26 protein-coding genes are annotated in these 25062 nt (G+C 66.7%); 4 read left to right on the top strand and 22 right to left on the bottom strand.

Features of this window, described 5'->3' with window-relative positions:
* Positions 1-42: 42 nt before the first annotated feature.
* The 5 genes from mltA to ACQY78_RS16270 all read right to left on the bottom strand — a co-directional run bounded on the left by mltA (position 43) and on the right by ACQY78_RS16270 (position 5022).
* Positions 43-1146 carry a murein transglycosylase A gene (mltA, locus tag ACQY78_RS16290; RefSeq protein WP_428676751.1) on the bottom strand — a complete coding sequence of 368 codons (1104 nt, stop codon included), beginning with the start codon at positions 1144-1146 and terminating at the stop codon, positions 43-45.
* A gap of 17 nt (positions 1147-1163) precedes the next feature.
* Positions 1164-1883, bottom strand: coding sequence for a Tim44/TimA family putative adaptor protein (locus ACQY78_RS16285; protein WP_428676749.1), 720 nt, complete (start codon positions 1881-1883; stop codon positions 1164-1166).
* A 91-nt stretch (positions 1884-1974) separates the two neighbouring features.
* Entirely contained in the window at positions 1975-3327 is a 1353-nt protein-coding gene (locus tag ACQY78_RS16280; protein WP_428676747.1) for an adenylate/guanylate cyclase domain-containing protein, read from the bottom strand.
* Positions 3327-4163, bottom strand: coding sequence for a class I SAM-dependent methyltransferase (locus tag ACQY78_RS16275; RefSeq protein WP_428676746.1), 837 nt, complete (start codon positions 4161-4163; stop codon positions 3327-3329). The genes ACQY78_RS16280 and ACQY78_RS16275 overlap by 1 nt, the downstream gene beginning before the upstream one ends.
* Positions 4164-4173: 10 nt before the next feature.
* Positions 4174-5022, bottom strand: a complete 849-nt coding sequence (locus ACQY78_RS16270) for an MBL fold metallo-hydrolase (protein WP_428676744.1) — start codon at positions 5020-5022, stop codon at positions 4174-4176.
* A gap of 199 nt (positions 5023-5221) precedes the next feature.
* On the opposite strand from ACQY78_RS16270, the gene hspQ reads away from it, so the two are divergent.
* Positions 5222-5593 carry a heat shock protein HspQ gene (gene hspQ / locus ACQY78_RS16265; RefSeq protein WP_425068739.1) on the top strand — a complete coding sequence of 124 codons (372 nt, stop codon included), beginning with the start codon at positions 5222-5224 and terminating at the stop codon, positions 5591-5593.
* 154 nt (positions 5594-5747) lie between these two features.
* On the opposite strand, the gene ACQY78_RS16260 is transcribed toward hspQ, so the two are convergent.
* The 6 genes from ACQY78_RS16260 to ACQY78_RS16235 form a co-directional block, all read right to left on the bottom strand.
* A complete protein-coding gene (locus ACQY78_RS16260) occupies positions 5748-6410 on the bottom strand; it encodes a cysteine hydrolase family protein (RefSeq protein ID WP_428676742.1) in 663 nt (220 codons plus the stop codon).
* Positions 6410-7867, bottom strand: coding sequence for an ABC transporter ATP-binding protein (locus ACQY78_RS16255; protein ID WP_428686403.1), 1458 nt, complete (start codon positions 7865-7867; stop codon positions 6410-6412). The genes ACQY78_RS16260 and ACQY78_RS16255 overlap by 1 nt, the downstream gene beginning before the upstream one ends.
* 47 nt (positions 7868-7914) lie before the next feature.
* Positions 7915-8598, bottom strand: a complete 684-nt coding sequence (biuH, locus tag ACQY78_RS16250; RefSeq protein WP_428676740.1) for a biuret amidohydrolase — start codon at positions 8596-8598, stop codon at positions 7915-7917.
* A gap of 8 nt (positions 8599-8606) precedes the next feature.
* Entirely contained in the window at positions 8607-9533 is a 927-nt protein-coding gene (locus ACQY78_RS16245; RefSeq protein WP_428676738.1) for an ABC transporter permease, read from the bottom strand.
* Positions 9534-9535: 2 nt separating this feature from the next.
* Positions 9536-10591: an ABC transporter permease gene (locus ACQY78_RS16240; protein ID WP_428676736.1), complete on the bottom strand. Its 1056-nt coding sequence runs from the start codon at positions 10589-10591 to the stop codon at positions 9536-9538.
* A 208-nt stretch (positions 10592-10799) separates the two neighbouring features.
* Complete coding sequence (locus ACQY78_RS16235; protein ID WP_428676734.1) at positions 10800-11912, bottom strand: BMP family ABC transporter substrate-binding protein; 1113 nt, start codon at positions 11910-11912, stop codon at positions 10800-10802.
* Between the two features lie 213 nt (positions 11913-12125).
* Here ACQY78_RS16235 and ACQY78_RS16230 point away from each other — a divergent pair, with 213 nt between their 5' ends.
* The gene (locus ACQY78_RS16230; RefSeq protein ID WP_428676732.1) at positions 12126-12785 is read left to right on the top strand and encodes a GntR family transcriptional regulator; all 660 of its coding nucleotides are present in this window, start codon (positions 12126-12128) and stop codon (positions 12783-12785) included.
* A gap of 182 nt (positions 12786-12967) precedes the next feature.
* Here ACQY78_RS16230 and ACQY78_RS16225 read toward each other — a convergent pair whose 3' ends face one another.
* Genes ACQY78_RS16225 through rph form a run of 4 tightly spaced genes read right to left on the bottom strand, consistent with a single transcriptional unit; the run spans position 12968 to position 16321 of the window.
* Positions 12968-13840, bottom strand: a complete 873-nt coding sequence (locus ACQY78_RS16225) for a transporter substrate-binding domain-containing protein (RefSeq protein ID WP_428676730.1) — start codon at positions 13838-13840, stop codon at positions 12968-12970.
* The gene (gene hemW, locus ACQY78_RS16220) at positions 13837-14991 is read right to left on the bottom strand and encodes a radical SAM family heme chaperone HemW (protein ID WP_428676729.1); all 1155 of its coding nucleotides are present in this window, start codon (positions 14989-14991) and stop codon (positions 13837-13839) included. The genes ACQY78_RS16225 and hemW overlap by 4 nt, the downstream gene beginning before the upstream one ends.
* Positions 14988-15602: an RdgB/HAM1 family non-canonical purine NTP pyrophosphatase gene (gene rdgB / locus ACQY78_RS16215; protein WP_428676728.1), complete on the bottom strand. Its 615-nt coding sequence runs from the start codon at positions 15600-15602 to the stop codon at positions 14988-14990. Before rdgB ends, hemW begins: the two co-directional genes overlap by 4 nt.
* The gene (gene rph / locus ACQY78_RS16210; RefSeq protein WP_428676727.1) at positions 15602-16321 is read right to left on the bottom strand and encodes a ribonuclease PH; all 720 of its coding nucleotides are present in this window, start codon (positions 16319-16321) and stop codon (positions 15602-15604) included. Before rph ends, rdgB begins: the two co-directional genes overlap by 1 nt.
* Before the next feature lie 134 nt (positions 16322-16455).
* Here rph and hrcA point away from each other — a divergent pair, with 134 nt between their 5' ends.
* The gene (gene hrcA / locus ACQY78_RS16205; RefSeq protein ID WP_428676725.1) at positions 16456-17559 is read left to right on the top strand and encodes a heat-inducible transcriptional repressor HrcA; all 1104 of its coding nucleotides are present in this window, start codon (positions 16456-16458) and stop codon (positions 17557-17559) included.
* 106 nt (positions 17560-17665) lie between these two features.
* On the opposite strand, the gene ACQY78_RS16200 is transcribed toward hrcA, so the two are convergent.
* From ACQY78_RS16200 to ACQY78_RS16170, 7 genes are read right to left on the bottom strand one after another with little or no spacing between them, the layout of a single operon-like run.
* The gene (locus tag ACQY78_RS16200; protein ID WP_428676723.1) at positions 17666-18292 is read right to left on the bottom strand and encodes a L,D-transpeptidase family protein; all 627 of its coding nucleotides are present in this window, start codon (positions 18290-18292) and stop codon (positions 17666-17668) included.
* 55 nt (positions 18293-18347) lie between these two features.
* Positions 18348-19193 carry an ABC transporter permease gene (locus tag ACQY78_RS16195; protein ID WP_428676721.1) on the bottom strand — a complete coding sequence of 282 codons (846 nt, stop codon included), beginning with the start codon at positions 19191-19193 and terminating at the stop codon, positions 18348-18350.
* Positions 19194-19209: 16 nt separating this feature from the next.
* The gene (locus tag ACQY78_RS16190; RefSeq protein WP_422009239.1) at positions 19210-20181 is read right to left on the bottom strand and encodes an ABC transporter permease; all 972 of its coding nucleotides are present in this window, start codon (positions 20179-20181) and stop codon (positions 19210-19212) included.
* Positions 20182-20184: 3 nt separating this feature from the next.
* Positions 20185-21804, bottom strand: a complete 1620-nt coding sequence (locus tag ACQY78_RS16185) for an ABC transporter substrate-binding protein (RefSeq protein ID WP_428676720.1) — start codon at positions 21802-21804, stop codon at positions 20185-20187.
* 36 nt (positions 21805-21840) lie between these two features.
* Complete coding sequence (locus ACQY78_RS16180; RefSeq protein WP_428676718.1) at positions 21841-22848, bottom strand: ABC transporter ATP-binding protein; 1008 nt, start codon at positions 22846-22848, stop codon at positions 21841-21843.
* Positions 22838-23818 (bottom strand): ABC transporter ATP-binding protein, encoded by a 981-nt coding sequence (locus ACQY78_RS16175; RefSeq protein ID WP_428676716.1) that lies wholly within the window; start codon positions 23816-23818, stop codon positions 22838-22840. The genes ACQY78_RS16180 and ACQY78_RS16175 overlap by 11 nt, the downstream gene beginning before the upstream one ends.
* A gap of 44 nt (positions 23819-23862) precedes the next feature.
* Positions 23863-24252, bottom strand: coding sequence for a VOC family protein (locus tag ACQY78_RS16170; protein WP_425068721.1), 390 nt, complete (start codon positions 24250-24252; stop codon positions 23863-23865).
* A gap of 85 nt (positions 24253-24337) precedes the next feature.
* Between ACQY78_RS16170 and ACQY78_RS16165 the strand changes: the two genes are divergently transcribed.
* Positions 24338-25042, top strand: a complete 705-nt coding sequence (locus ACQY78_RS16165; RefSeq protein ID WP_428676714.1) for a GntR family transcriptional regulator — start codon at positions 24338-24340, stop codon at positions 25040-25042.
* Positions 25043-25062: the final 20 nt, after the last annotated feature.

Raw genomic sequence — 25062 nt, 5'->3', positions numbered from 1 at the left:
CGGCGTGCCCGGCGGGGCACGCGCGTCGCTACGGACGCGCGCTCAGTTCTTGTTGGGAACCAGGATGATGGCGCGGCCTTCGCTGTTCATGCGACCGGCCCACTCTGCCGCCTGTTCGCCGGCGCCGTAAAAGACATCGCCACGCGCTGGCCCCTTGATGGCGGCCCCCGCGTCCTGCGCGATCATCAGGCGGCGATAGGAATCCGTGGCGCCGGGCTTGCGATAGACCGGGCGGCGCGTGTCGATCCATACCGGCGTGCCGTACGGCGTGATCGCGGGATCCACTGCCATGCTGCGCTGCGCGGTGAGCGCCACGCCTTCGGCGCCGATCGGCGCGGAGGTCCGGGTGTCCCTGAAGAAGATGTAGCGCTCGTTCTTGCGCATCACATCGCGCGCCTGCTGCGGATTGCGCTTCAGCCAATCGCGGATCGCGGGCCAGGTCGCGTCTTCTTTCTTCATCACGCCCATCTCGACCAGCACCGCGCCGATCGCGGTATAGGGCCGATTGTTGGAGCCGTCGAAGCCGAGCGTCATGGTGCCGCCCTCGGCGAGCTGGATACGACCGCTGCCCTGGACCTGGACCTCGAACAGTCCGACGGGATCCTGCACGTAGGCGATTTCCAGGCCCTTGCCCTTCAACGCCCCCGCTTCGATCTCGGCGCGCGTGAAATACGGTTTGTCGCTGAGGTCCGGCGGCTTGCGATAGACCGGCACGGTGAAGAGCCGCGAGGGCACCTTGCTGCCGCGCAGCTCCGGCTCGAAGTAACCGGTGAACTTGCCGGGGACCTGGACGATCAACGGCCGGAAATTCTCCTCGAAGAACATCCGCGATCCACGCGCGTCGCCTGCCTTTACGGCGGCGGCGGCGTCGCAGATGCGCGCCCACTCGCCGGGCGTGATCGTCTTTTCGCCGCCATCGGTGGCAATCCGGACGTCAGGACCGGAGGTCAGCTTCGGGCAGGAACGGCGGAAGGCGACGAGAGCCTCGGCATGACGGTCCTGCGCCCACCCGGCGATCTCGTTGTAAGAAGTCGGCTCCATCGAAATCCGCTGCTGCGGCGGGGAGCCGGGGGTTCCGGCACAGGCGGAGAGGAGGCCGGCTGCAGCCAGCAAGGCCGCACCGCCCGCGAGGAGGCGCCATCGCATTCCCGGAAAAGCCTCCCTCAGCCTTCGCTTTCGGTCTTGACGAGCTGCCAGTTGGGATCGCCCGACGTGGTGTCACGGCGGAAGGTCCAGAGGTCGACGACCTTCTGCACCTCGTTGGGATTGCCGTCGATGATCTGGCTGTCGGCGTTGCGCACGACGTTGATCTGCTCGCTAACGAACCGCACGGTGACGACGGCGTTGCTGCTCTGCATCTCCGCGCCGGCAACATCCGATGCTTCGAAGCCGATCAGGGTGGTCTCGGCCTTTTCGTTGCGCTCGATGCGACCGCGAATGGCGGCCTCGAAGCTTGCGTAGGTGGTGCTGTCCAGCAGCGGCTTAAGCGTCGCGGTATCGCCACGGGCGAAGGCCTCGACGATGGCGGTGAAGGCTGCGCGGGCGCCGCCGGTGAAGCCGATCGGTTCGAAGGCCGGATCGGCCGCACGAATGGCTGCGACGCCTGCGGTTGCTGTCGGCAGGACGGTGGCGCGAATGCCGCCGGGACCGGTGGTGGGCGAAGATTGGCGCGGCGCCGGCGCATTGGCCGTCGGCAGCGGCACGACATTGTCGTTGCCTTGCGATGCGTCGCCGACGCGAGGAGGCGGCGCTGCGGGCGGGGTGAACGGATCGCGGGCGGGCGGCTGTTCGTTGCCCGTGCGTTTGCCGAGCACGGACCGCAGTCGCAGGATCAAGAAGACCGCGACCAACCCGATCAGGATGATGTCGTAGTTGTTACCCACGATGGCGCTCCACTGTCACAAATTACATAGGCTGCGAATGGGCAAAGGGCAAGGCGACCTCCCCGCCGCGCTTCCCGGATGAGCCCGCGCCTCAAGCGGCCAGCACCACAATATCGACAGATTCCGCGACGCCGCCAACCTTCCGATTGAAACGACGCTCATGCGCCGCGGGCGCACGATAGCCCTGACGCTCGGCGAGAGCATAGGTTCCGGCGTCCGTCAGGGCGCGGGTCCCCTCCTCCTTGTTGTGCTTCTCGAGCTTGGCCGCGAGATTGACGGCCTCCCCGATCACGGTGAACTCGAGTCGCTCCGCATCGCCGACAGCGCCGAACACGACACGGCCCGACGCGACGGCAAGCCCGATCTCAAGCGGGGCCAAGCCGGCGGCGCGACGTTCCGAAGCCCACGCGGCACTGGCGGCCATCACCGCGTCGGCAGCGCGGAGCGCGTCCGCGGCGGCCGTGGCTGACGGAATCACCGCACCGAACGAGGCCAGGATGCCGTCGCCCAGGAACTTGTCGATGCTGCCGCCGGCTGCTGCGATCAGAGGGCAGACGCGGCCCTGATAGTCCTGCAGGACCTTCATCACCTCGGCCGGCGGAAGTTCCATCGACAGCCTCGTGAAGCCCCGCAGATCGACGGTGAGGATGGCGACGTCGCGCAGTTCACCTTCGCCCGCCTCGATTGAGATCGCGGCTCCGCGGATGCGGGCCGCTACTCCGGGATCGAAGAAGCGCGACAGGTCGTGCGCCGCGGTGCTTTCGCTCACCGCCTGGACCAGCAGGTGGCGGGCCCGCGAGATGGCGAGGGCGAGGACCAGGGTGGTGAGCAGGATGGCGATGATCTTGTCGACCTCGGCATGCACCAGCAGGGCGTTCGAGGTCATGTATTCGACGAAGTCGTCGGTCGGATTGGCCGGCCCCCCGCGCCCGCCTACCGCATAAAGGATGAGGCCGATCCAGCCGGCGATCGCCGTCAGGCCGGTGAATACGACGAAACGCGCCTCGAAGCGCAGCGCGCGGAGCGCGATGAACAGGAACACGTAAAGGAGCGTCGGCACCTTCAGATAGAAGACGGCCGGCTGGGCGTACTTGTAATGGAACGAGTAGATCAGTCCCATCAGCAGGAGCATGTCGGCGATCACCGACAGATAGAGCATCCAGGGGCGCAACAGGCGCGCGTAGGCCAGGGCAAGGCGCAGGAGACAGAAGGCGCCGTAGATCACCAGCACCTCGAACTCGAAGGAATAATCCTCCTGCACCACACCGCCCGGCATGGAGCTCGATTCGTAGACCGTGCCGACCAGCACCACGATGGCGAGCTGCACCCAACCGATCAGGATCTCGCTCTGCTCCTGCTGGCGTTCGATGGCCTGGCGCACACGGTCAGGAAGCTCGGTCGTCTCGCCGCCCCCGAACAACCAATGGCGCAGGCGGCGGAGCATCAGCACTTTTCCAGCCAGAGACTGGCGGGCAGCGCATCCGGCGGTCGCGGCAGACGCGAGACCACCGAAGCGGCCAGGCGATCGGACATGCGACGCTCCGCCCAGACGCTGGAGAAGAGCGGTTTGAAGGCGCCGCTCGTCAGCAGCGGCACCACGCCCTGCTGCTCGTTGTAGGCGCGCCAGCCCCAGATCGCGGGATAGTCGAACGGCAGGAAGATATCGTGGATATGGACCAGCGTGCCGGACGGCAGGCGTGGCAGGACGCGGTTGAGCAGGATGTCGACGTCGCTGCCGGGCATCAGGATGTGGCTGGAATCGATGAACAACACGTCGCCCTGTACGAGGTCGTCGAAGACCTTGTCGGGTGCCGCCTGCAGGGTCGACGACTTCACGCGGACCCCGGGCAGGTCGGCAATATCGGCGCGCGGCGCCGGATCGATCGCCAGGATTTCGCCGACGCCGCCCACGGCCTTGGACAGCAACCGGGTCGAATGGCCGGAACCCACTTCGATGATGCGACGCGGCTTGCGCTCGCGGACCAGCGCATAGGCAACGGCGGCGTCGAGCGAAGGGAACCACGATTGCTCGAACATCGCCTTGCAGCTCTCGAGGGCATCGGCGCGCGCGTCGACGGCATCCAGCACGGCGGCGAACTGGCTCGTATGCGCCTCGAACAGGCGCTCGATCGCGGGATAGGGCGGCTGCGCGCCGGGCGGCGGCAGCAGCGGCGCATAGCGGTGCGGAATGAACCAGCCGCGCGGCTTCAGGCCGAGCACGGTCGGCAATCCCAGGGCGAACCGCCGCCAGCGGCCGCGCAGGGTGGATCTGGCACTCATCGGGGACTGCTCACGGTGTCAGCGTCAGGCCTTCGTGGGCGACGAGCACACGCGGCAGGCCACTCGCCGCGATGCCCGGTCGCGCGAGGGCGGCTTCGCGGGCCACACCGTCCATGAAAGCGTCGTCGTGGCCGGGATCGTGATGGAAGATGGCGAACGTACCGACGCCGGCCGCATCGGCGAGCCGCACGCCTTCCTGCCAGGTCGAGTGGCCCCAGCCGCGATAGCGCTCGTATTCCGCGTCGGTGTAGCTCGAATCGTAGATCATCACGTCGGCACCGCGGCAGAGCTCGACGATCGTGGAATCGAGCTCACCTTCGCGGTGTTCGGTGTCCGTGATGTAGCAGATCGACTTGCCGAGATGGTCGATGCGATAGCCGGTGGCACCGTTGGGATGGTTGAGCGGGGCCGTGCGCACCGCAACGGCGCCGCACGACAGGTTCTCCCCCGACTTGAACTCCCGGAACTCGACGCCGGCCTGGAAGACGTCGAGCGACACCGGATAGAGCGGCGCCTGCATCAGGTGCCCGACCACCTTCTTCAAGGTGTAGGGCGGCTCGAGGTGGCCGGCCCACATGCGCACCGAATTGCGCCGGTCGAACAGGGGCGCAAAGAAGGTGAGTCCGGAGATGTGATCGAGGTGCGTGTGGGTGAAGTAGATGTCGATGTCGAGCGGCGCCTGGCGGGCGAGTTCTACGCCCAGCGTGCGAATTCCCGTCCCGGCGTCGAAGATCAGCCGGCGGCCGCCGGCGGTAACCTCCAGGCACGATGTATTGCCGCCATAGCGTACGTATTCCGCCCCGGGGCATGAAATCGATCCCCGCACGCCCCAGAAGCGGACTTTCAGACCTTCGACCAATCAACCCTTCCCACCGAGTGTTGCGCCAGAGTCCACAGGCAGGTGCGTCCCGTCAACCGATGCGCGAGGCTTCCTGAAACTGGCCGCATTCTTGCGTGGCGATCTGGGCGGCTGTTTTTCACGTATTCTTGCAGTCGGTGGTCGAATCCGGCGTCCCGACTGCGTTGCCTACCGGCCTGTTCGGAGCAATACTTTGCCTATGGAACCCATCAATCAGGCTTCTACCCCGGCGCTCGCCGCGCCGCCCCTGCGTTGCGCCAAGTTCGCCATCGGCCAGGTGGTGAAGCACCGCATCTATCCCTTTCGCGGCGTGATCTTCGACGTCGACCCGGTGTTCGCGAACACCGAGGAGTGGCTGTCGTCGATTCCTGAAGAAGTGCGTCCGCGTCGAGACCAGCCGTTCTACCATCTGCTCGCCGAGAATGCGCAGACCACGTACGTGGCCTACGTGTCGGAGCAGAACCTGCTGGCCGACGACACCGGCAAGCCGGTGTCGCATCCGCAGGTGCCGCAGTTCTTCAAGGAACTGAAGCGCGGCCACTACGTATCGCGCGAGCGCTCGCTGCACTAACGCTCTGTCGTCTCAGGGCGGGGGTAACCCCGCCCGAAGCGGAGCACCGAAGGTGTGGAGTGGAGACCTTCTCTCCACTAAAAGCCGGCAATTGGTGGAGAAAAGGCCTCTCCACTTCGCCTCGCTAGGCTCGGCTCCGGTCGAGACGACGGGGTCAACTTAATGCCTCGGCCACCTGATCGACGGTGGCGGTCCAGCCGACGATCGCGCCCTGGGCACGGATCATGTCGAGGGCCGCTTTCTTGAATTCCGGGAAATAGCTTTCGGTCGCGTCCTCGGCCAGCAGGCATTCGAAGCCGCGGTCGTTGGCCTCGCGCATGGTCGTCTGCACGCAGACCTCGGTCGTGACCCCGGCAAACACGAGATGCGTGATCGCGCGCTCCGCCAGGATGTCGCCGAGCGGCGTCGCGTAGAACGCGCCCTTGCCCGGCTTGTCGAGCACGATCTCTCCGGGCTTCGGGCTGAGCTCCGGTACGATGTCGGCACCCGGCTCACCCGCAATCAGGATGCGGCCCATTGCGCCGGGATCGCCGATCCGCATCGACGGCTTGCCGCGCAGCCGCTTGGCCGGCGGGCAATCCGACAAATCGGGTTTATGGCACTCGCGGGTATGGATGATCGTCAGCCCGGCGCTGCGGAAGACCTCGATCAACCGGCCGACCGTCGGCACGATGGCGGACAGAAGACTCACATCGTTGCCCAGCGTCGCACCGAAGCCGCCCGGCTCGATGAAGTCGCGCTGCATGTCGATCACGATCAGCGCCGTGTGCGCGGGATCGAAGGTGAAGTCGAACGGTTGCGCGGCGATGGTTCTCATCAGTGACCCGCCATGGCGCGGCCGATCGCGCCGACATCGGCGCTGGCCGCATCGGTCTGAAGCGCCAGCTTGCCGTCGAACATGACGACGATGCGGTCGGAGAGCTGCAGGATTTCGTCGAGGTCCTCGCTGACCAGCAGCACGGCGGCACCGCGATTGCGCGCCTGGACGATGCGCGCGCGAATCTCGGCGACGGCGGCGAAGTCGAGGCCGAAGCAGGGATTGGCCACGATCAGCAGGTCGCCCTCGCTCGACAGTTCGCGCGCCAGCACCGCGCGCTGCACGTTGCCGCCCGACAGGCCGCGGATGGCGGCGTCGGGTCCCGGCGTCTTCACCTTGTAGGCTTCGATCAGCTTCCGCGCGGTCTCGCGCATCGGGCGGCGCTTGAGCCAGATGCCATTCGACGAAGAGGGCGGCTGGTCGAAGGAGCGCAGCGCGATGTTCTCCGCCACCGACATGTCGGCGACGCAGGCGTTGCGCAGCGGCTCCTCGGGCAGGCAGGCGATCTTGTGACGGACCATCTCCGGCCGCGTCGCGGTGTAGACCTCGCCATGCACCAGCATGCGGCCGGCTTCGGGGTCACGCTGGCCGGCCAGCGTCTCGACGAGTTCGCGCTGGCCGTTGCCCGACACGCCGGCGACGCCGACGATCTCACCGGCGCGGATCTCGAGTGCCAGATCCTCGACCGCGAGCTGGCCGACATTGTCGGCGACGCTCAGACCTTCGAGCTTCAGCACCGCCTTCCCCGGCGCGCGCGCCTCGCGCTCGACGACGGTGCGCGTCTCGCGCCGGCCGACCATCATCTCGGCCATCATGTCGTTGTCGAGCTCGCTCGTCGGCTTCGTGCCGATCAGCTGGCCGCGACGCAGCACCGTGACGGCATCGCAATAGGTGTTCACCTCACGGAACTTGTGGGTGATGGTGACGATGGTGATCTGTCCATTGGTCGTCAGCTTCTTCAAGGTGGTCAGTACCTCGTCGGCCTCGTCGGGTGTCAGCACCGAGGTCGGCTCGTCGAGGATCAGCAGGTTGCGCTTGAGATAGAGCTGGCGAAGGATTTCGCCCTTCTGCTTCTGTCCGGCGGCAAGGTCGGCGACGGGTACGTCGATCGGCACGGTGAACGGCGTCGTCTCGAAGAACGCCTTGAGCGCGCGCCGCTCCGCCCCCCAGTCGATCACCGCCGGCAGGTCGCCGCGCGACAGCACGAAGTTCTCCAGCACCGTCATGTTCGGCACGAGCGTGAAGTGCTGGTAGACCATGCCGAGGCCCAGCTCGTGCGCCTGGCGCGGATGGGCGATCTCGACCTCGTGGTCGTTCAACAGGATCTGGCCCTGGTCGGCGGCGTAGTACCCCATGGCGCACTTCACCAGGGTGCTCTTGCCGGCGCCATTCTCGCCCAGCAGCGCATGGAAAGCGCCGGCCCTGATCTTCACCGAGACGTCGTCGAGCGCGGCCATCGCGCCGAAGCGCTTGGTGAAGCCGATCAGCTCGAGCGACGGCGCCGTCACGCAAGCACCTTCAGGATGGCGGTCGAGTTCGCAACGGCGCCGAACACGCCGCCCTGCATCTCGACCATCTTCAGCGCCGCCGCGTGGTTGCCGGCGTCGGTCGCGCCGGTGCAGTCCTCGAGGATCAGGCATTCGAAGCCGCGGTCGTTGGCCTCGCGCATCGTCGTGTGGACGCACACGTCGGTGGTGATCCCGGTCAGCACCAGATTGTCGATGCCGCGCGTGCGCAGCATCAGTTCGAGATCGGTGGCGCAGAACGAGCCCTTGCCCGGCTTGTCGATGATCGGCTCGCCGGCGATCGGCGCGAGATCGGGGATGATCTCCCAGCCCGGTTCGCCGCGCACCAGGATGCGACCGCAGGGGCCGGGATCGCCGATGCCGGCGCCGATCTGCTGCGAGCGCCAGCGCTTGTTGGGCGGCAGGTCGGAGAGATCGGGCCGATGGCCCTCGCGCGTATGGATCACCGTCCAGCCCGCCTTGCGCACGGCGGCGAGCAGCTTCCGGATCGGTTCGATCGGCGCGCGCGTGAGCGAGAGGTCGTAGCCCATCTTGTCGACATAGCCGCCGACGCCGCAGAAATCGGTCTGCATGTCGATGATGACCAGCGCCGTATTGTCGGGACGCAGCGCACCGTTCCAGGGCCAGGCATAAGGGCGGGAGTCGATATGGGTCGTGCTCATGGGGGCTCCTATTTGACGGCGCCCAGCTCGCCCGGCGCGCCGCGCAGGCTGCGCGCGGGCGAACAGGTGGCGATCATCAGGGCGAGGGTGAGGACGTAGGGCGCGGCGCTGAACAGGTAGTAGCCCTGGGTCACGCCGACCGATTGCAGCGCCGGGCTGATCGCGCCGGCCGCGCCGAACAGCAGCGAGGCCCACAGGCAGCGGATCGGGTCCCAGCGCGCGAAGATCACCAGCGCGACGGCCATCAGGCCCTGGCCGCTCGACAGGCCCTCGTTCCAGCTTCCGGGATAGTAGAGCGACAGGAAGGCGCCGCCGATGCCCGCGAAGGCGCCGCCGACCGCCGTCGCCATCAGCCGCACCCGGCCGACCGAGGCGCCGATGGCGAGCGCTGCATCGACGCTCTCGCCGGCGAGCCGCACGATCAGCCCCCAGCGTGTGTTCTTCAGGGCCCAGGCGAGCGCGAAGGCCAGCAGGATGCCGACGATGAACAGCGGATTGACCTGCAGGGCCTGCTGCACCTGCGGGATGCTGCTCCAGCCGCCGAGATCGAGCGCCCCGAGGTTGGGCGCCTTGGGCTGGATGTAGGGCTTGCCCAGGAAGAAGGCGAGGCCGGTGCCGAACAGCATCAGGCCGATGCCGGTGGCGATGTCGTTGACCTTGGGCAGCTGGCAGAGCCCGGCATGCAACGCGCCGAGCAGCAGGCCAACGCCGGCCGCCACCAGCACGCCGAGCCACGGCGAGCCGCTCAGCAGCGCCGTGCCGTAGGCGCTCATCGCGCCCATCATCAGGGTGCCTTCGAGGCCCAAGTTGATGCGGCCGCTGCGCTCGGTGAGGCACTCGCCGAGGCTCACGAAAATGAACGGCGTGCTGACGCGAATGGCGCCCGCCAGCATGGCGAGAGGCACGCCCCAGAGACCGATGTCGCTGCCGTCCATGATCAGCGTCCCTCCACCGCTCTGAAGCGCCACAGCCAGGCCCACGACCGGCCGTACAGCGTCTCGCTGGCCAGGATGCAGACGAAGATGATGCCCTGCAGGACGACCACGGCGGCGTCCGGCAGGTCGAGCCGGCGCTGCAGCAGGCCGCCGCTGGCGCCGATGCCGCCCAGCAGGATGGCGACGGGAATGATCGCCAGCGGATGATGGCGCGCGAGGAAGGACACGAGGATGCCGGTGAAGCCGTAGCCGACGGCCAGCGAGGCATTGGCCTTGCCGTGCACCGCCGCCACCTCGACCATGCCGGCCAGTCCCGCCGCCGCGCCGCCGGCGGCGCAGGCGACCAGCACGTAGCGGCCGACGTTGAGGCCCATCATGCGCGCGGTCTTGGGGTTGCCGCCGATCACCTGCATGGCAAAGCCGAAGGTGGTGAAGCGCTGCACGCCGTAGCAGAGCAGGCAGGCCACGATGCCGAAGGCCAGGCCCCAATGGACGTCGGAGCCGCCGATCGTGCCCAGCATGTTGGCGTCGCCGATCGGAAGCGTCGACGGCTTGTTGAGACTCGACGGGTCGCGTAGCGGGCCCTCGACGAAATGGTTCATCAGGGCGATGGCGATGTAGGTGAGCAGCAGGCTGGAGATCGTCTCGTTGACGCCGCGGTACTGGCGCAGCCCGCCCGCCAGCGCGATCCACGCGCCGCCCGCAATCATCGCCGCCGCCGCCATGGCGAGGTTGGTCACCAGCGGCCCGGAGGCCGCGACCGAGACGCCGGCCGCCGCGGCCGCGACGCCGCCCAGCACCAGCGCCCCTTCGTTGCCGATGATGATCAGCCCGAGCCGTGCCGGCAGTGCCGTGCACAGTGCCGTCAGGATCAGCGGCGCCGCGCGCGTGAGCGTGTTCTGGAAGGAAAACCAGCTGCCGAACGCGCCCTGGTACATGAGCGCGTAGGCCTCGAATGGATCGACGCCCGCGTAGAGAACCAGCAGCAGGCCGAAGATCACCGCCGACGCCAGCAGGGCCAGCGCCGAGACGGCGATGCGTTCGAGGGCCGTGTTCATGCCTATGCCAATCCCTGGAGCGGAGGGAGATGTATCGACTCTACCCTTCCTCCCCGTCACACGGGGGAGGTGGCCCGAAGGGCCGGAGGGGGACAGCCGCAGGTCTGATCACTTTCCGGCTGGCAATCATCGCTTTGCTTTCCGCCTCCCGGCCTCCCCCGCGAGACGGGGGAGGAGAAGAGTTGCTCGTCTCACGCGTGCGCGGCGCTTAGGACGTCGCGCCCAGGACGCCTTCGACCAGGTAGTTCATGCCCTCGAGGACCGGCTCGGTCTGGGTGTAGGTCGTGCCGGCGGCGATGACGGTGTTGCCCTTGTTGTCCTTCAGCGGCCCCTTGAAGATCGCGAAGCTGCCGTCGACGATGCCCTTCCGGGCCTCTTCGACCTTGGCCTTGGCGGCATCCGACACCGCGGGGCCGAACGGCGAGTTCTTGACGTAGCCTTCCTTGAGGCCGCCGCGCACGAAGTTGCCCGGTACGCCGCCCTTCTTCATCGTCTCGACGAAGTCGACGTAGATCTTCTCCCACTGCCACTCGGCGCCGGTGAGGTAGCCCTTGGGCGCGAGCTTGGCCTGGTTGGTGTGGTAGCCGCAGGTGTAGATGCCGGCGCGCTCGGCGGTCTCGATCACGACCTTCGGGCTGTCGACATGGCAGGTCACGACATCGACACCCTGCGCGATCATCGAGTTGGTGGCTTCCGCTTCCTTGACCGGCAGCGACCAGTCGCCGGTGAAGATCACCTGGCAGGTGACTTTCGGATTCACCGAACGCGCGCCCATCGTGAAGGCATTGATGTTGCGCAGGACCTGGGGAATCGGCTTGGCCGCGACGAAGCCGATCTTGCCGCTCTTGGTGGTCGAGCCGGCGACGATGCCGCTGAGATACTGCGCTTCGTCGATGTAGCCGAAGTAGCTGCCGGTGTTCATCGGGTTCTTGCCCGCGGTCCACAGGCCGCCGCAGTGGCGGAACTGGATCTTCGGATACTTGGCCGCCATGCGCAGCATGTGCGGGTCGAAGTAGCCGAACGATGTCGGGAACAGCAGCGTGGCGCCGTCCATGTTGATCATGCTCTCCATCGATTTCTCGACGGCGACCGTCTCCGGCACCTTCTCTTCCTCGACGACCTTCACGCCGGCCATCTTCTTGAGGACGGCCGCGCCCTCGGCATGGGCCTGGTTGTAGCCGTAGTCGTCGCGCGGGCCGACATAGATGAAGCCCACCACCAGCGGCTTCTGCGCCTGGGCGCCGCCCGCGAGACCGAGAACGGCCGCGCCTGCCGCGCTGCCCAGAAGTGCCCGTCGGCCGATATTGAACTTGTCGATCATCGAACGTCCCCCTCGATCGCTTGTCGGCCGTCGCGGCCCGAAAGGGAAACAGCAAGCGGTGTGCCACGCCTCGGAAGCCCTAAAAGCAGGCGAATCCGCGAGAAATCAGCAGCGCGTCCGCTCTAATTGTATGCAATTTCATCGTATTGCATTCTTTTTGTGCATGGTTGAGTGCAATTCCGGCTTTGGCATCTATCTTGTATGCAAGTCGGCATGCGTACCGACACCAACCCGACCCTGGCCGACAAACTCGCCGCGGCCATCGCCGACGGCATCCTCAACGGCAAGTTGCCGCCCGGCGAACGCCTCGATGAGGTGGGCCTCGCCGAGCAGCATGGCGTGTCGCGCACCCCGGTCCGCGAGGCGCTGCGCCAGCTGGCGATGAGCGGCCTGATCGACATGCGACCGCGCAAGGGCGCAATCGTCTCGAAGGCGACGCCGGAGGAGATCGAGAGCTTGTTCGTGGCCATGGCCGAGATGGAAGCGACCTGCGCCCGGCTCGCGGCGATGAGCATGACGCCGATCGAGCGGCGCCGTCTGCAGGCGCGTCACGAATCGATGCTGGCCCTGGCATCGGCGGGCGACACCGAAGCCTATTCCGATGCCAACGTCGCCTTCCATTCGGCGATCTATGCCGGCGCGCACAATGCGCCGCTCGCCGAATATGCGATGGGCCTGCGCCGCCGCGTCGGCCCGTTCCGCCGCGCCCAGTTCCGGATGGACGGCCGCCTGCTGCGCTCCAACCAGGAACACGACGCCGTCGTCCGCGCGATCGTCTCCGGCGACGCCGCCGGCGCCCACGCCGCGATGATCCACCACGTCAGCCTGGTCGAGGACGCCTTCGAAGCCTTCGCCGCGATCAACGCGGCCTAACTGTCGTCCTGAGCGCAGCGAAGGACCTAGCGCACCGACCAAGGCACTCCGTAGCGGGCGCGAGATCCTTCGCTTCGCTCAGGATGACAAGAGTTAGTGGTCGTCGCTCTAGTTCAGAGCAAAGGTGAGGTCGTCTCTGAGGCGCCACTGGAGTGGCGCGCTCCAACGATAGATCGATGCGCCTAATTCAGCGCGAACGGGAAATACTTGTCGTTGATCTTCTTGTAAGTGCCGTCGGTCATCATCTCGCCGAACGCCTTGTTCAGCGCCTCGCGCAGCTTGGCGTCTTCCTTGCGCAGGCCCGCCGCGACGCCGACGCCCAGGGTCTGCGTGTCCTTGATGTCCTGGCCGACCAGTTCGCAGCACTTGCCTTCGGGCTTCTGGCTCCACAGCCAGAGCTGTGCCTTGTCGCCGAACACCGCGTCGACTTCGTCGTTGGCCAGCGCGGTCAGCGCTTCCTGGATCGAGGCGTAGCGCTTGAGCTGGGCGGAGCGGCGGAAGCTCTTGTCGGCCCAGTCGGCATGCGTCGAATCCTTCTGGATGCCGATGCGCTTGTTGCGCAGAAGCGACGGCGGCCCGTCATAGGGCGCGCCCTTGGGGGCGATGAAGGCGCCGGGCGACAGGTAGTAGCGACGCGACAGGCCCATGCGCTGGCGTCGCTCGCGCGTCACTTCCATCGACGACATGATGATGTCGAACTTCTTCTCCAGCAGGCCGGGAATCAGCTCGTCCCACTTCAGCGCGATGAACTCGCACTCCGCCTTGATGCGCTGGCAGGCTTCCTGCGCCAACTCCATCTCGAAGCCGGCCGGCATGCCCTTACGATCGAGATAGTTGAACGGCGGGAAGGCGCCCTCGGTGGCGATGGTGATCTTGAACGCCGCCGGCGTGAACGGCGACTTCGGTCCCGGCTTGGCGGCCGGTGCCGCGGCCTTGGCGGCCGGTGCGGGTTTGGCCGGCGGTTTTTGCTGCGGCTGGGCCTGTGGTTGCGGCTGCTGCGCCGCCGCGACGGCTGTCATCGCGACCAGCGCCAGGAGACTGAGCAGTGGCCTCATGCGATCAAGCGCTCCAGAAGCGCATTGAGTCGCTGCCGTCCTTCAGGCGTTGCGCGCAGATGGGTGAGGTCGACTTCGAGGAAGCCGGCCCGCACCAGCGGCTCGAGCCGCGCGGCCTCCAGGGCTTCGACCGGGTCGACGCCGGTGACGGACGCAAAGGTGGCGCGGTCGATGCCGTCGGCCAGCCTCAGTCCCATCATCAAAGCCTCCTCCACCAGATCCTGTCCCTCGACCGTCGACGTCTCCGCCGTGCCGTGGCCCACGCGCTCAACGGACTCCAGCCAGGCTTCCGGCCCGCTCGACCGGCGGGTCGCCTTCTTGGTGGCCCCGACGGCAAAGCGGCCATGGGCGCCCGGCCCGATGCCGACGTAATCCTGATACCGCCAATAGATCAAATTATGGCGGCAGGCAGCCCCCGGCCGCGCGTGGTTGGAAATCTCGTAAGCCGGGAGCCCGGCCTGTTCGAGCCGCGCCTGCGTGTGCTCGAACATGGCGGCGGAAGCTTCTTCATCGGGCAAGACGAAGGTGCCGCGGGCATGGTCTGTGAAGAAGCGCGTCCCGCGCTCGATGGTGAGCTGGTAGAGCGACAGATGCTCGCCGGCCAGCGTGAGCGCGCGCTCCAGCTCCTCCGCCCACGCCTCCGGCGTCTGGCCGGGCCGCGCATAGATCAGGTCGAAGGAATGGCGCGCGAAATGACGCCGCGCCGTGGCCAGCGCCTCCAGCGCCTCGTCCGTCGAATGCTCGCGGCCGAGGAATTTCAGCGACGCGGCGTCGAGCGCCTGCACGCCCAGCGAGACCCGATTGACGCCGGCTTCAGCGAGCGCCGCAAAGCGGCCGGCCTCGACCGAGGTCGGATTGGCTTCCAGCGTGATCTCGATCTCGGGCGCACTGTCCCAGAGTTGCCGCGTGCGCGCGATCAAGGCGGCGACGGTCTCGGGCTCCATCAGCGAGGGCGTGCCGCCGCCGAAGAACATCGTCTCGACCCGGCGGCCCGGCGCTTCGCGGGCGGCGTGCTCCAGCTCGCGCAGCAGCGCCGCCCGCCAGCGCGCCTGTTCAACGCCGTCGCGGACGTGGCTGTTGAAGTCGCAATAGGGGCACTTCGACTTGCAGAAGGGCCAATGGACATAGACGCCCAGGGGCGCCGGGCTCATTCGAAGCAGGCCTCGACCATCAACCGGAAGGCACGGCCACGATGGCTGATGGCGTTCTTCTCGGTGTCCGACATTTCCGCCGTCGTGCGCGTCTCGCCGACCGGCTGGAAGCAGGGATCGTAGCCATGGCCGCCGGTGCCGCGCGGCGGCCAGACGATGGCGCCGTCGAGCGTGCCGTGGAACAGCTCGACATGCTCGTCGGGCCAGGCCAGCGCCAGCACGCAATGGAAGGTCGCCAGGCGCGCCGCATCGGTCTGGGGCACCTTGCGCGCCGCAAGCTCGTCCTGGATGCGGCGCATGCCGACCATGGCGTCGCGCGTCGGCCCTTCCCAGTCGGCGGTGTAGACGCCGGGCTGGTGATCGAGCGCATGCACGCTGAGGCCGGAATCGTCGGCGAGCGAGGGCAGTCCGCTTCCCCGCACCGCCGCCAGCGCCTTCAGGGTGGCATTGTCCTCGAAGGTCGTTCCCGTCTCGTCGGGCGCCGGCAGGCCGAGATCGGCGGCCGAGACGATCTCGACGCCGAACGGGGCCAGCATGGAGCGGATCTCGCCCGCCTTGCCGCGATTGTGGGTCGCCACAACGAGCCTGGGCAGGGCGAAGCGCCGCGCCATCAGCTCTTCCCGATGGCCAGCTTCTGCAGGCTCACCAGTTCGCCGATGCCCTTCTTGGCCAGGGCGAGCAGTTCGAGGAACTGCGCCTCGGAGAACGGGTCCTTCTCGGCGGTGCCCTGCACCTCGACGATGCCGCCGGCGCCGGTCAGCACGAAATTGGCATCGGCATCGGCCTTGGAATCCTCGGGGTAGTCGAGGTCGAGCACGGCGGCGCCTTCCCAGAGGCCGCACGAGACCGCCGCGACGGTCCCCGTCAGCGGACTGACCGCCAGCTTGCCGTCCTTGATCAGGCGCTCGTAGGCAAAGTGCAGGGCCACCCACGCGCCGGTGATGCTGGCCGTGCGCGTGCCGCCGTCGGCCTGCAGCACGTCGCAATCGATGTTGATCTGGCGCTCGCCCATGGCCTGCAGGTTCACGACGGCGCGCAGCGAGCGGCCGATCAGGCGCTGGATCTCCTGGGTGCGGCCCGACTGCTTGCCGCGCGCGGCCTCACGGTCCGTGCGGGTATGGGTCGAGCGCGGCAGCATGCCGTATTCGGCGGTGACCCAGCCGCGGCCGGTATTGCGCATCCACGGCGGTACCTTCTCGTCGACCGAGGCGGTGCAGAGGACATGGGTGTCGCCAAACTTGACCAGGCACGACCCCTCGGCGTGACGGGAGAAGCCGGGTTCCAGGGAAACCGGGCGAAGCTGATCGGGGGCGCGGCCTGATGGGCGCATTTATTTCTCCTGAGGGGCGGGCGGCCGGTGTAGCGCCCGAACGTTGGCGAATCCAGCCACGATGCCTTGTTTGGAGAGCGGCGTTCGGGCCGGCGTTCATTGACCACCCTGCCCACACTACCTACATTTTTTCCATGGCGATCCACCGCATCGGCATCTCCGGGGGCGCCCTTGCCGAGCCCTCCACAGGACAGCGTGCCGCCTCCGTGGCGGAACTCAACGATCGCGCGCGCGAGGTGCTGCGCCACGTAGTGGAAGGCTATGTCGAGACCGGCGAGCCGGTCGGCTCGCGCGCGCTGACGCGCAAGCTCACCGAGACGCTGTCGCCCGCCACCATTCGCAACATCATGGCCGACCTGCAGGATGCCGGGCTGCTCTATGCCCCGCATACCTCGGCCGGGCGGTTACCGACCGACGCCGGGCTGAAACTGTTCGTGAACGGCCTGCTCGAGGTCGGCAACGTCTCCGAGGAGGAGCGCGAGTCGATCGAGGCGCGCTGCGCCACGTCGGGTCGCACCGTCACCGAGGCGCTGGAGCAGGCGACGGCGATGCTGTCGGGCCTGTCGCGCTGCGCCGGCCTGGTAATGGCGCCCAAGACCGAGCAGCCGCTGAAGCACATCGAGTTCGTCAATCTCGGCCCCGGCCGCGCGCTGGTCGTGACGGTGACGCAGTCGGGCCATGTCGAGAACCGCGTCATCGATACGCCCATCGGCATGCCGCCGTCGGCGCTGACCGAAGCCAGCAACTATCTCAATGCGCGGCTGAGCGGACGCACCTTCGACGAGGCGCGGCGGCTGATCCTCGAGGACATCAAGCTGAAGCGCGCCGAGCTGAACGACCTCACCGCGCGCGTGATCGAATCGGGTCTCGCGACCTGGTCGGGCGAGCCGGGCGGCGGGTCGCTGATCGTGCGCGGCCAGGCCCGCCTGCTCGAGGACATCACGGCGATCGAGGATCTGGAGCGCGTGCGCATACTCTTTGATGCGCTGGAGCGCGGCGAGAGCTTCGTGCGCCTGCTCGAACTCGCCAACACGGCGTCGGGCGTCCAGATCTTCATCGGCGCCGACAACCCGCTGTTCGCCAATACCGGCTGCTCGATGGTGGTGGCCCCGTTCCGCGATTCGCAGGAACGCATCCTGGGCGCCATCGGCGTGATCGGCCCGACCCGCCTCAACTATGCGCGCATCATCCCGCTGGTCGACTACACTGCCCGCGCCATCGGGCGGATGGTTGGATAAGGCATCATTGTCATCCCGAGCGTAGCGAGGGACCTTTGCGCTGAAGCAGTTAAAGGTCCCTCGCTACGCTCGGGATGACAAATTTGCCTGCAACAACAGTCAGCGCTCACCAGTCCTTTTCGTCAAAATCCTCGAACTGCTTCGCGCGCGCGTCTTCTTCCGAGGGCGGCGGGGCTTCCTCGGCGGCCGAATGCGACAGCACGCGCAGGCGCGTCTCGCGGGTGAGCAGCGGCAGCAGCTCCAGGAGATCGTTGCGGGCAAAGGCCACGCAGCCCTGCGTCCCGGCGTAATCGTCGCGCGCGATGTGGAGGAAGATGGCGCTGCCCCATTCGCCTTCCGGCGGATCGTCGTTGTAGCCGACCACGACGACGAGATCGTAGAGCCCGTCTTCGCGCCACATCTTCTCGGCGCCCCACTCGTTGGGAATATGGACCAGCCGGTTGTAGCTGGGCGAGCGCGGGTCGTCGCACCAGCCGTCATGCTCGCTGATCGGCCGCGCCGGCAGGGCGCTCTTGGGAGAGTTGGGCTTGGGCAGGACCACCAGGTCGTTGCGGTAATAGATGCGGCGCAGCGGGAACTCGCCGACCGGCGTGGCGGCGTCGCCCTCGACCTTGTCTTCGCGCACGCCACCCGCACCCACGCAACAACGCCACCGCCGCTCGCCCAGGGTGGCCCACGCCAGCGACCCCTCGGCCGTGTCGGCCTGCACGATCAGGACATTTTCGTCGGTCATGTTCTGGAACTCCGGCGGCCTTCATAGAGGTTCGGCCGCCGGGGCGAAAGCGACGTTAGGTCCGCAGTCGAGGATTGAGGGCGTCGTTCAGCCCGTCGCCCATCAGGTTCAGAGCGAGGGTCGTCGCAAACAGGGCGAGGCCGGGGAAGGCCGCCATCCACCAGGCCCGATTGAAGTATTCCTGTGCGTTGTGGAGCATGATCCCCCAGCTCATCGCGTCGGGATCGCCCAGCCCGAGGAAGCTCAAGCTGGCTTCGAGCAGGATGGCGCCGGAAATCTGCAGGCTGGCGTTGACGATGATGGGCGGCAGCGCGTTGGGCAGGATCTCGCGCACGATCAGGTCGAAATCCGACATGCCGAGCGCGCGCGCGGCATCGACGAACTCGCGCTTGCGCAGGGACAGGAACTCGGCGCGCAGCAGCCGCGCCGTCACCGGCCAGGTCAGGATGCCGATCACGAAGACGATGTTCCAGATGCTGGAGCCGAACAGCGCGACCACGATGATGGCCAGGAAGAACTGCGGCAGGATCTGGAACATCTCGGTGACGCGCATCAGGATATTGTCGGTGCGGCCGGCGAAATAGCCGGCGATGGCGCCGAAGGTGAGCCCGATGATGTTCGACGTGAGCACGGCGCAGAGACCGACGATGAGGGACGTACGCGTGCCGAGGATCATGTTGCTCAGCACGTCGCTGCCCAGGCTGTCGGTGCCAAGAATGTGGTCCGCGCCGGGCGGCTGGAACGACGGACCCATGTCCATCAGGTTGTAAGGCGCCAGCAGTGGCGCGAACAACGCGACGGCGACGAACAGTACCGCGCCAGCCAGTCCGAACAGGGCCGTCTTCTTGCGCCGGAAGCGCAGCCAGACCTGGCGGGACGGGCGGACTCGTGCGGGCACCATGGCGGCCGGCCCTTCCCTATTGATAGCGGATGCGGGGATCGAGGAGGGCATAGAGCAGGTCTGTCACGAGGTTCCCGATCGCCACCAGCAGGGAGATGAAGATGAACATCCCCATGAGCAACGGATAGTCGCGCGCATTGATGGCGTCGAAGGTCAGGCGGCCGAGGCCCGGCCAGGCGAAGACGGTTTCGGTCAGCACCGCGCCGGCGATGAGCGCGCGGAACTCGAGGCCGATCACCGTCACGACCGGCAGCAGCGCGTTGCGCAGCGCATGCTTGACCATCACCGTGTTCTCGGAGAGGCCCTTGGAACGCGCGACCTTGATGTATTCCTGCCCGACCACCTCGAGCAGGCTGCCGCGCGTCAGGCGCAGGATCAGGGCGAGGTTGTAGAGCGTGAGGGTCGCCACCGGCAGGATCATGTGCCGGGCGACATCGAGCACGTGGTCGAAGCCCGTGTAACCGGCGCGCAGGTTGACCATGCCCTGGATCGGCAGCCAGTCGAGATAGTAGCCGAAGCCCAGGATCAGAAGCTGGCCCAGCCAGAAGACCGGAATGGCGAAGCTCGCCAGCGAGAAGACTGTGATCGTGTTGTCGAGCAGCGAGTTGGGGCGCCGCGCCGACAGGACGCCCAGCGTTATGCCCAGCGAGATGGAGAAGACGAGCTGGCTGGCCATCAGCAGCAGGGTCGCCGGCAGCCGGTCCAGGATCAGCTCGAGCACCGGCGTACTCGACACGAACGAATAGCCGAGGTTGCCGGTCGCCACCTGGCCGAGATAGCGCAGCAGCTGGATGTAGAGCGGACGGTCCAGCCCCATGTCGGCCGTGAGGCGCGCGATCATCTCCTTGTCGGCGCCGGATTCGCCGATGATGTAGTCGACCGGGTTGCCCGGCGCGAGATGCACCAGGACGAAGACGATGGTCACCGCGCCCAGCAGCAGCGGCACGGTGTAGAGCAGCCTCTGCAGCAGATAGAAGCCGACGGTCATGGGCTACTTGATCCACCGCGTCTGGTCGAACGGGCCGTAGCCCGTCGGATCGCCCGGCAGGCCGGTGAGGTTGGCGTTGAAGGCGACCGGGTAATAGCGGTCCCACAACCAGAAATGCGGCACGTCCTCGGTCAGGATCCTGGTCGCCTCGTGATAGAGGACGACGCGCTTCTTCTCGTCGAGCTCCTGTCCCGCGGCGGCGAACAGCTCGTCGACCTTGGGATTGCAGTAGCCCGAGGCGTTGCGGCCGGGAATCTTCTCGATGCGCTTGCAGATGTAGAAGGTCTCGGCGCCGATCGCCGGGTCGGGGCCCGTGGCATAGGTCCCCATCGTCAGGTCGAAGTCCCAATTGCGGAACGCCGAATCGCGCCAGGCCGAAGGGTCCATGCCCATGACCTTGAGGTCGACGCCGATCTTGGCGAAGTAGGCGCGCATCAGACGCGCCACGTTGTTCAGCGGTCCCTCGGACTGCGAGAAGCTGACGCGCAGCGAAAAGCGGTTACCGGATGCGCCGCGCGGGAAGCCCGCCTCGTCCAGCATCTTCTCGGCACGCGCGGGATCGTAGGGGTAGGTGCGACCGTCAGCGGTGTAGAAGATCGGCTGTTCCGAGGAGATCGGTCCGGCCGAAACCTTGCCGAAGCCGAAGCCCGCCTTCGCCAGCATCTCGTCGCGGTTCATCGCATAGAACAGCGCCTGGCGGACTTCCTTCTTGTTCAGCGGCGCGTTGCGCGTGTTGATGAACACCATGTACTCGCCGGCGATCTGGCGCTTGGCGATCGCGATCTTCACTTTCGGATTGCCTCTCAGCCGCTCCACCTCGGCCAGCGACATCGAATAATAGGGAATGAAGTCGATATCGCCCTTCTCGAGCGCGAGCGCCCGCGCGGCCTCGTTGGGAATGACCTGGAACACCAGCCGGTCGAGATACGGGCGGTTCTCGAGGTGGAACTTCGGGTTGCGCACGAAGGTGACGTGGCTGCCCTTGCGGTATTCCTGGAACACGAACGGGCCGGTGCCCACCGGCTTGAGATTCGCCGGATTCTTCCGCGGGTCCTCCCCGGTGTCGAAGATGTGCTTGGGGATGATCGTCGAGCTGTTGAAATAGGCGAGGCCGCGCAACAGCGGCGGATAGGGATATTTGAGCTTGAAGACGGCGGTGTGCTTGTCGGTCGCCGTCATCGATTCGACGGCCTCGAACAGGCCGGAAGCCGGCCCGTTGTACTTGCGGTTGACGTTCCACAGTCCCCAGGTCACGTCTTCCGCGGTGAACGGCTTGCCGTCATGCCAGGTGACGTTCTCGAAGAAGCGGAACGTATAGGTCAGGCCGTCGGGCGAGATCTCCCATTGCTTCGCGAGATAGGGCTGCACGTTGCCGTCGTCGTCGAGACGGACGATCGTGCTGTAGACCTGTCCGCACATGTTGCTCGACGAGATATCGGTCGTGATCGAGGAGTTGATGACCTCGACGTCGCCCGGCAGGGCGACGACCATGGTGCCGCCCTTCTTGCCGGCCTGGGCATGCGCCTCGCCGGACAGGGCCGACGTTGCACCGGCGCCCACGGCGGCAAGGCCGAACATCGCAAGGATCTGGCGTCTCGAGGCGGGCAGGCGGTGCGACGTCATCGTCATCTCCTCGGATGGGGGGCGGGACACGGCATCTCAGGCGGCCGCGGCGGGCGTCGTCGTCGCCGAGGCGTGGAGCGCGAAGTGACAGGCAACCGCGCGTTCCGGCGTGATGTCCTGCAGCGGCGGCGTTTCGCGCGTGCAGATGTCCTGGCGGTAGGGGCAGCGCGGATGGAAGGCGCATCCCGAAGGAGGGCGCAGGGGTGACGGCGGGTCTCCCGCCAGAATGATGCGCTTGGTCGCGGTGGCCACGCTCGCCCGCGGCACGGCCGACAGCAGCGCTTCGGTGTAGGGATGCGCGGGCGCCGCGAACAGCGCGCCGGTCGGCGCCAGCTCGACGATCTTGCCGAGATACATGACGCCGACGCGATCGCTGACGTGACGCACCACGCCCAGATTGTGCGAGATGAAGACGTAGGTGAGGCCGAGGCGTCGCTGCAGCGACACCAGCAGATTGAGGATCTGCGCCTGGATCGAGACGTCGAGTGCGGACACGGCTTCGTCCGCGACGATGAACTTCGGATCGAGGGCGAGCGCACGGGCGATGCCGATGCGCTGGCGCTGGCCGCCGCTGAACTCGTGCGGGAAGCGGTCGTAGTGCTCGGGCCGCAACCCGACCAGCGCGAGCAGCTCCTCGACCTTGCGCCGCCGTGCGGCCCCCTTGTGCAGGCCGTGCACGCGGAAGGCCTCGCCGATGATCCCGCCCACGGCCTTGCGCGGATTGAGCGACGAATAGGGATCCTGGAAGATGATCTGCATGTCCCGGCGCAGCCGGCGCATTGCCGGCTTGTCGAGGGTCAGGAGATCGTGTCCGTCGAACACGATACGGCCGCCCGTCGGCTCCTCGAGCCTGAGCAGGCAGCGGCCGAGCGTGCTCTTGCCGCAACCGGATTCGCCCACCAGCCCCAGCGTTTCGCCCTTGCGTACGCTGAGGCTCACGCCGTCGACCGCCTTCACCGAATCGGTGCTGCGGTTGAACAGCCGCCCGCGCACGGGGAAGTGCTTCTTCAGTCCTTCGATCTCGAGCAGCACGCTAGGCGACATGCAGCCAGCACCTGACATCGTGCGTGGTTCCGATCGCGGCGAGCGGCGGCTCTTTGAGGCGGCAGCGCTCATGGACCTTGGGACAGCGATCCTGAAAGGCACAGCCGACCGGGAGGTCGTGGACGTTCGGCACCATGCCGGCAATGGCCGGCAGCATCCTGTCCGGCGGCGGCGGCTCGTCCATGCGCGGGATCGATGCCATCAGCCCTTCGGTATAGGGATGGAGCGGACGCCCGAACAGCGAGGCGACGTCGGCGTGTTCGACGATCTGTCCGGCATACATGACGGCAACGCGCTGGGCCATCTCCGCCACAACGCCGAGGTCGTGTGTGATCAGCAGGATCGAGACGCCGGAGTCGCGCTGCAGCGCGCGCATCAGGTCGAGGATCTGCGCCTGGATGGTGACGTCGAGCGCCGTCGTGGGTTCATCGGCGACCAGCAACCGGGGGCCGCAGGCGAGCGCGATGGCGATCATGACCCGCTGGCGCATGCCGCCGGAAAGCTCGTGGGGGAATTGCGTGATGCGCCGGGCCGGATCGGCGATCCCGACCTTGGCCAGCATGTCCGTCGCGTAGGCCAGGGCCTCGCGTGGCGGCAACCCGCGATGCAGCCGTACGACCTCGGCGATCTGTTCGCCGATCCGGATCACGGGGTTGAGCGAGGTCATCGGCTCCTGGAAGATCATGGAGATGCTGTTGCCGCGAATGCGGCGCATCTCCTCTTCCCCGACCGAGGCAAGATCCGTTCCCTCGAAGACGATCCGGCCCTGCACGATGCGGCCGGCCGGCTGCTGGATCAGGCGCAGGATCGACTGCGCCGTCACGCTCTTGCCCGACCCGGATTCGCCGACGAGGCCCAGCGTCTCGCCCCTGCCGATCGAAAGGTCCACGCCCCTGACCGACTTCGCGACCTTGTCGTCGGCGAAGAAGTAGGTGTGCAGACCCTCGATGTTCAGCAGGACGTCGTTCACTGGCGCCTCGTCGATCCAGGTTTCCGGGCAGGATTTGCCGCCGTTTAGCTGCGGCCGGGCTCGGGCTCGCCGCGCTCGGCGTCGCTCAGCTGGAGGCGCCAGCCGTCGGGGTCGCGCAGCAGCGCGTTCTTGCGGCCGGTGGCGCGCGAGGGATGGACGTCCTTGTGGAACTTGATGCCCTTGGCGACGAGCTCGGCGTGGGTCTTGTCGATGTCCACGACCTTGAAGGAGATGTGGTTGATGCCGGGATTTTCCTCGGTCATGACCGAGTGGATCTCGAAGATCGGCGAATTCTCGCCCGGCATCTGCAGCTCTGCGGAGCCGCCATGATGGTCGGTCCAGGTCAGCAGCTTGAAGCCAAGCTTTTGATAAAACTCAACAAATTCCTTCACGTCCTTCACGACGAGTTCGATGTGGTCGATGCCGACGATCATGCGCTGCTCCCTCGGACTGCAATTGCGAATTGTCGACAATCTATAATTTACCAAATCGTGTCAATCGACTAGTGTGCCGTCCGACATGACTGCGCTGAAAATCGCCAAGCGGCCCTCCCTCGTCTCTCTCGTCTTCGACGAGCTCGAGCGCATGATCATGGACGGGACGCTGAAGCCCGGTGATCCGATCAACGAAAAGGCCCTGAGCGACAGCAACGGCCTCAGTCGCGCGCCCATCCGGGAAGCGTGCCGGCGGCTGGAACAGGCCGGCCTGGTGGAGATCATCACCAACCGCGGCGTCTTCGTGCGCAAGATCTCGCGGCGCTCGGCCGAAGAGCTGTGCGAGATCAAGCTCGTGCTGAACCGCCACATCAACAGGCTGATCCTTGAGCGCATAAAGCCCGCGCAGATCGCGGCTTTGCGGGCGCTCGTGGCCAAGATCGAACAACAGGCAAAACTCGGAAACCTGTCCCGCTACTACGCGCTGAACGAGGAATTCCATCACAGCCTGATCGACATCGCCGGCAACGCGCGCCTGTCGGAGATCTACAAGAGCCTGAACAAGGAGCTGAACCTGTTCCGCTGGCGCGCCTTCCGCGAGGCGCCGGCGCTGGAAGACTCCATGTCGGCCCACCAGGAGATCATCAACGCGCTGGCCGCCGGCGACGGCGAGACGTTCTGCCGGGTCGTCGAAGAGCATCTCGTCGCGACCAATCGCCGGATCCTCTCACGCGATCTCGACGACGATGTGCCGGAGGCTTCGCCTCGCCGCATCGCCGCCACTGGCTAGAGCATTTCAAGGGTTTCAAT

It is taken from the genome of Reyranella sp. (genome assembly GCF_965279625.1).
In the GTDB taxonomy this organism is placed as follows: domain Bacteria; phylum Pseudomonadota; class Alphaproteobacteria; order Reyranellales; family Reyranellaceae; genus Reyranella.
The sequence above is the reverse complement of the archived record's forward strand: the minus strand, read 5'-3'. Positions and strand labels throughout refer to the sequence as shown.

Coding starts and splice junctions, on each gene's coding strand:
- mltA (WP_428676751.1), bottom strand. CDS start 1,146: ATGCGATGGCGCCTCCTCGCGGGCGGTGCGGCCTTGCTGGCTGCAGCC.
- ACQY78_RS16280 (WP_428676747.1), bottom strand. CDS start 3,327: ATGCTCCGCCGCCTGCGCCATTGGTTGTTCGGGGGCGGCGAGACGACC.
- ACQY78_RS16230 (WP_428676732.1), top strand. CDS start 12,126: ATGCGTACCGACACCAACCCGACCCTGGCCGACAAACTCGCCGCGGCC.
- ACQY78_RS16190 (WP_422009239.1), bottom strand. CDS start 20,181: ATGACCGTCGGCTTCTATCTGCTGCAGAGGCTGCTCTACACCGTGCCG.
- ACQY78_RS16180 (WP_428676718.1), bottom strand. CDS start 22,848: ATGTCGCCTAGCGTGCTGCTCGAGATCGAAGGACTGAAGAAGCACTTC.
- biuH (WP_428676740.1), bottom strand. CDS start 8,598: ATGAGCACGACCCATATCGACTCCCGCCCTTATGCCTGGCCCTGGAAC.
- hrcA (WP_428676725.1), top strand. CDS start 16,456: ATGGCGATCCACCGCATCGGCATCTCCGGGGGCGCCCTTGCCGAGCCC.
- ACQY78_RS16195 (WP_428676721.1), bottom strand. CDS start 19,193: ATGGTGCCCGCACGAGTCCGCCCGTCCCGCCAGGTCTGGCTGCGCTTC.
- hemW (WP_428676729.1), bottom strand. CDS start 14,991: ATGAGCCCGGCGCCCCTGGGCGTCTATGTCCATTGGCCCTTCTGCAAG.
- ACQY78_RS16240 (WP_428676736.1), bottom strand. CDS start 10,591: ATGAACACGGCCCTCGAACGCATCGCCGTCTCGGCGCTGGCCCTGCTG.
- rph (WP_428676727.1), bottom strand. CDS start 16,321: ATGCGCCCATCAGGCCGCGCCCCCGATCAGCTTCGCCCGGTTTCCCTG.
- ACQY78_RS16185 (WP_428676720.1), bottom strand. CDS start 21,804: ATGACGTCGCACCGCCTGCCCGCCTCGAGACGCCAGATCCTTGCGATG.
- ACQY78_RS16200 (WP_428676723.1), bottom strand. CDS start 18,292: ATGACCGACGAAAATGTCCTGATCGTGCAGGCCGACACGGCCGAGGGG.
- ACQY78_RS16235 (WP_428676734.1), bottom strand. CDS start 11,912: ATGATCGACAAGTTCAATATCGGCCGACGGGCACTTCTGGGCAGCGCG.
- ACQY78_RS16170 (WP_425068721.1), bottom strand. CDS start 24,252: ATGATCGTCGGCATCGACCACATCGAACTCGTCGTGAAGGACGTGAAG.
- ACQY78_RS16255 (WP_428686403.1), bottom strand. CDS start 7,867: ATGGCCGCGCTCGACGACGTCTCGGTGAAGATCAGGGCCGGCGCTTTC.
- ACQY78_RS16275 (WP_428676746.1), bottom strand. CDS start 4,163: ATGAGTGCCAGATCCACCCTGCGCGGCCGCTGGCGGCGGTTCGCCCTG.
- ACQY78_RS16165 (WP_428676714.1), top strand. CDS start 24,338: ATGACTGCGCTGAAAATCGCCAAGCGGCCCTCCCTCGTCTCTCTCGTC.
- ACQY78_RS16260 (WP_428676742.1), bottom strand. CDS start 6,410: ATGAGAACCATCGCCGCGCAACCGTTCGACTTCACCTTCGATCCCGCG.
- ACQY78_RS16225 (WP_428676730.1), bottom strand. CDS start 13,840: ATGAGGCCACTGCTCAGTCTCCTGGCGCTGGTCGCGATGACAGCCGTC.
- rdgB (WP_428676728.1), bottom strand. CDS start 15,602: ATGGCGCGGCGCTTCGCCCTGCCCAGGCTCGTTGTGGCGACCCACAAT.
- ACQY78_RS16245 (WP_428676738.1), bottom strand. CDS start 9,533: ATGGACGGCAGCGACATCGGTCTCTGGGGCGTGCCTCTCGCCATGCTG.
- hspQ (WP_425068739.1), top strand. CDS start 5,222: ATGGAACCCATCAATCAGGCTTCTACCCCGGCGCTCGCCGCGCCGCCC.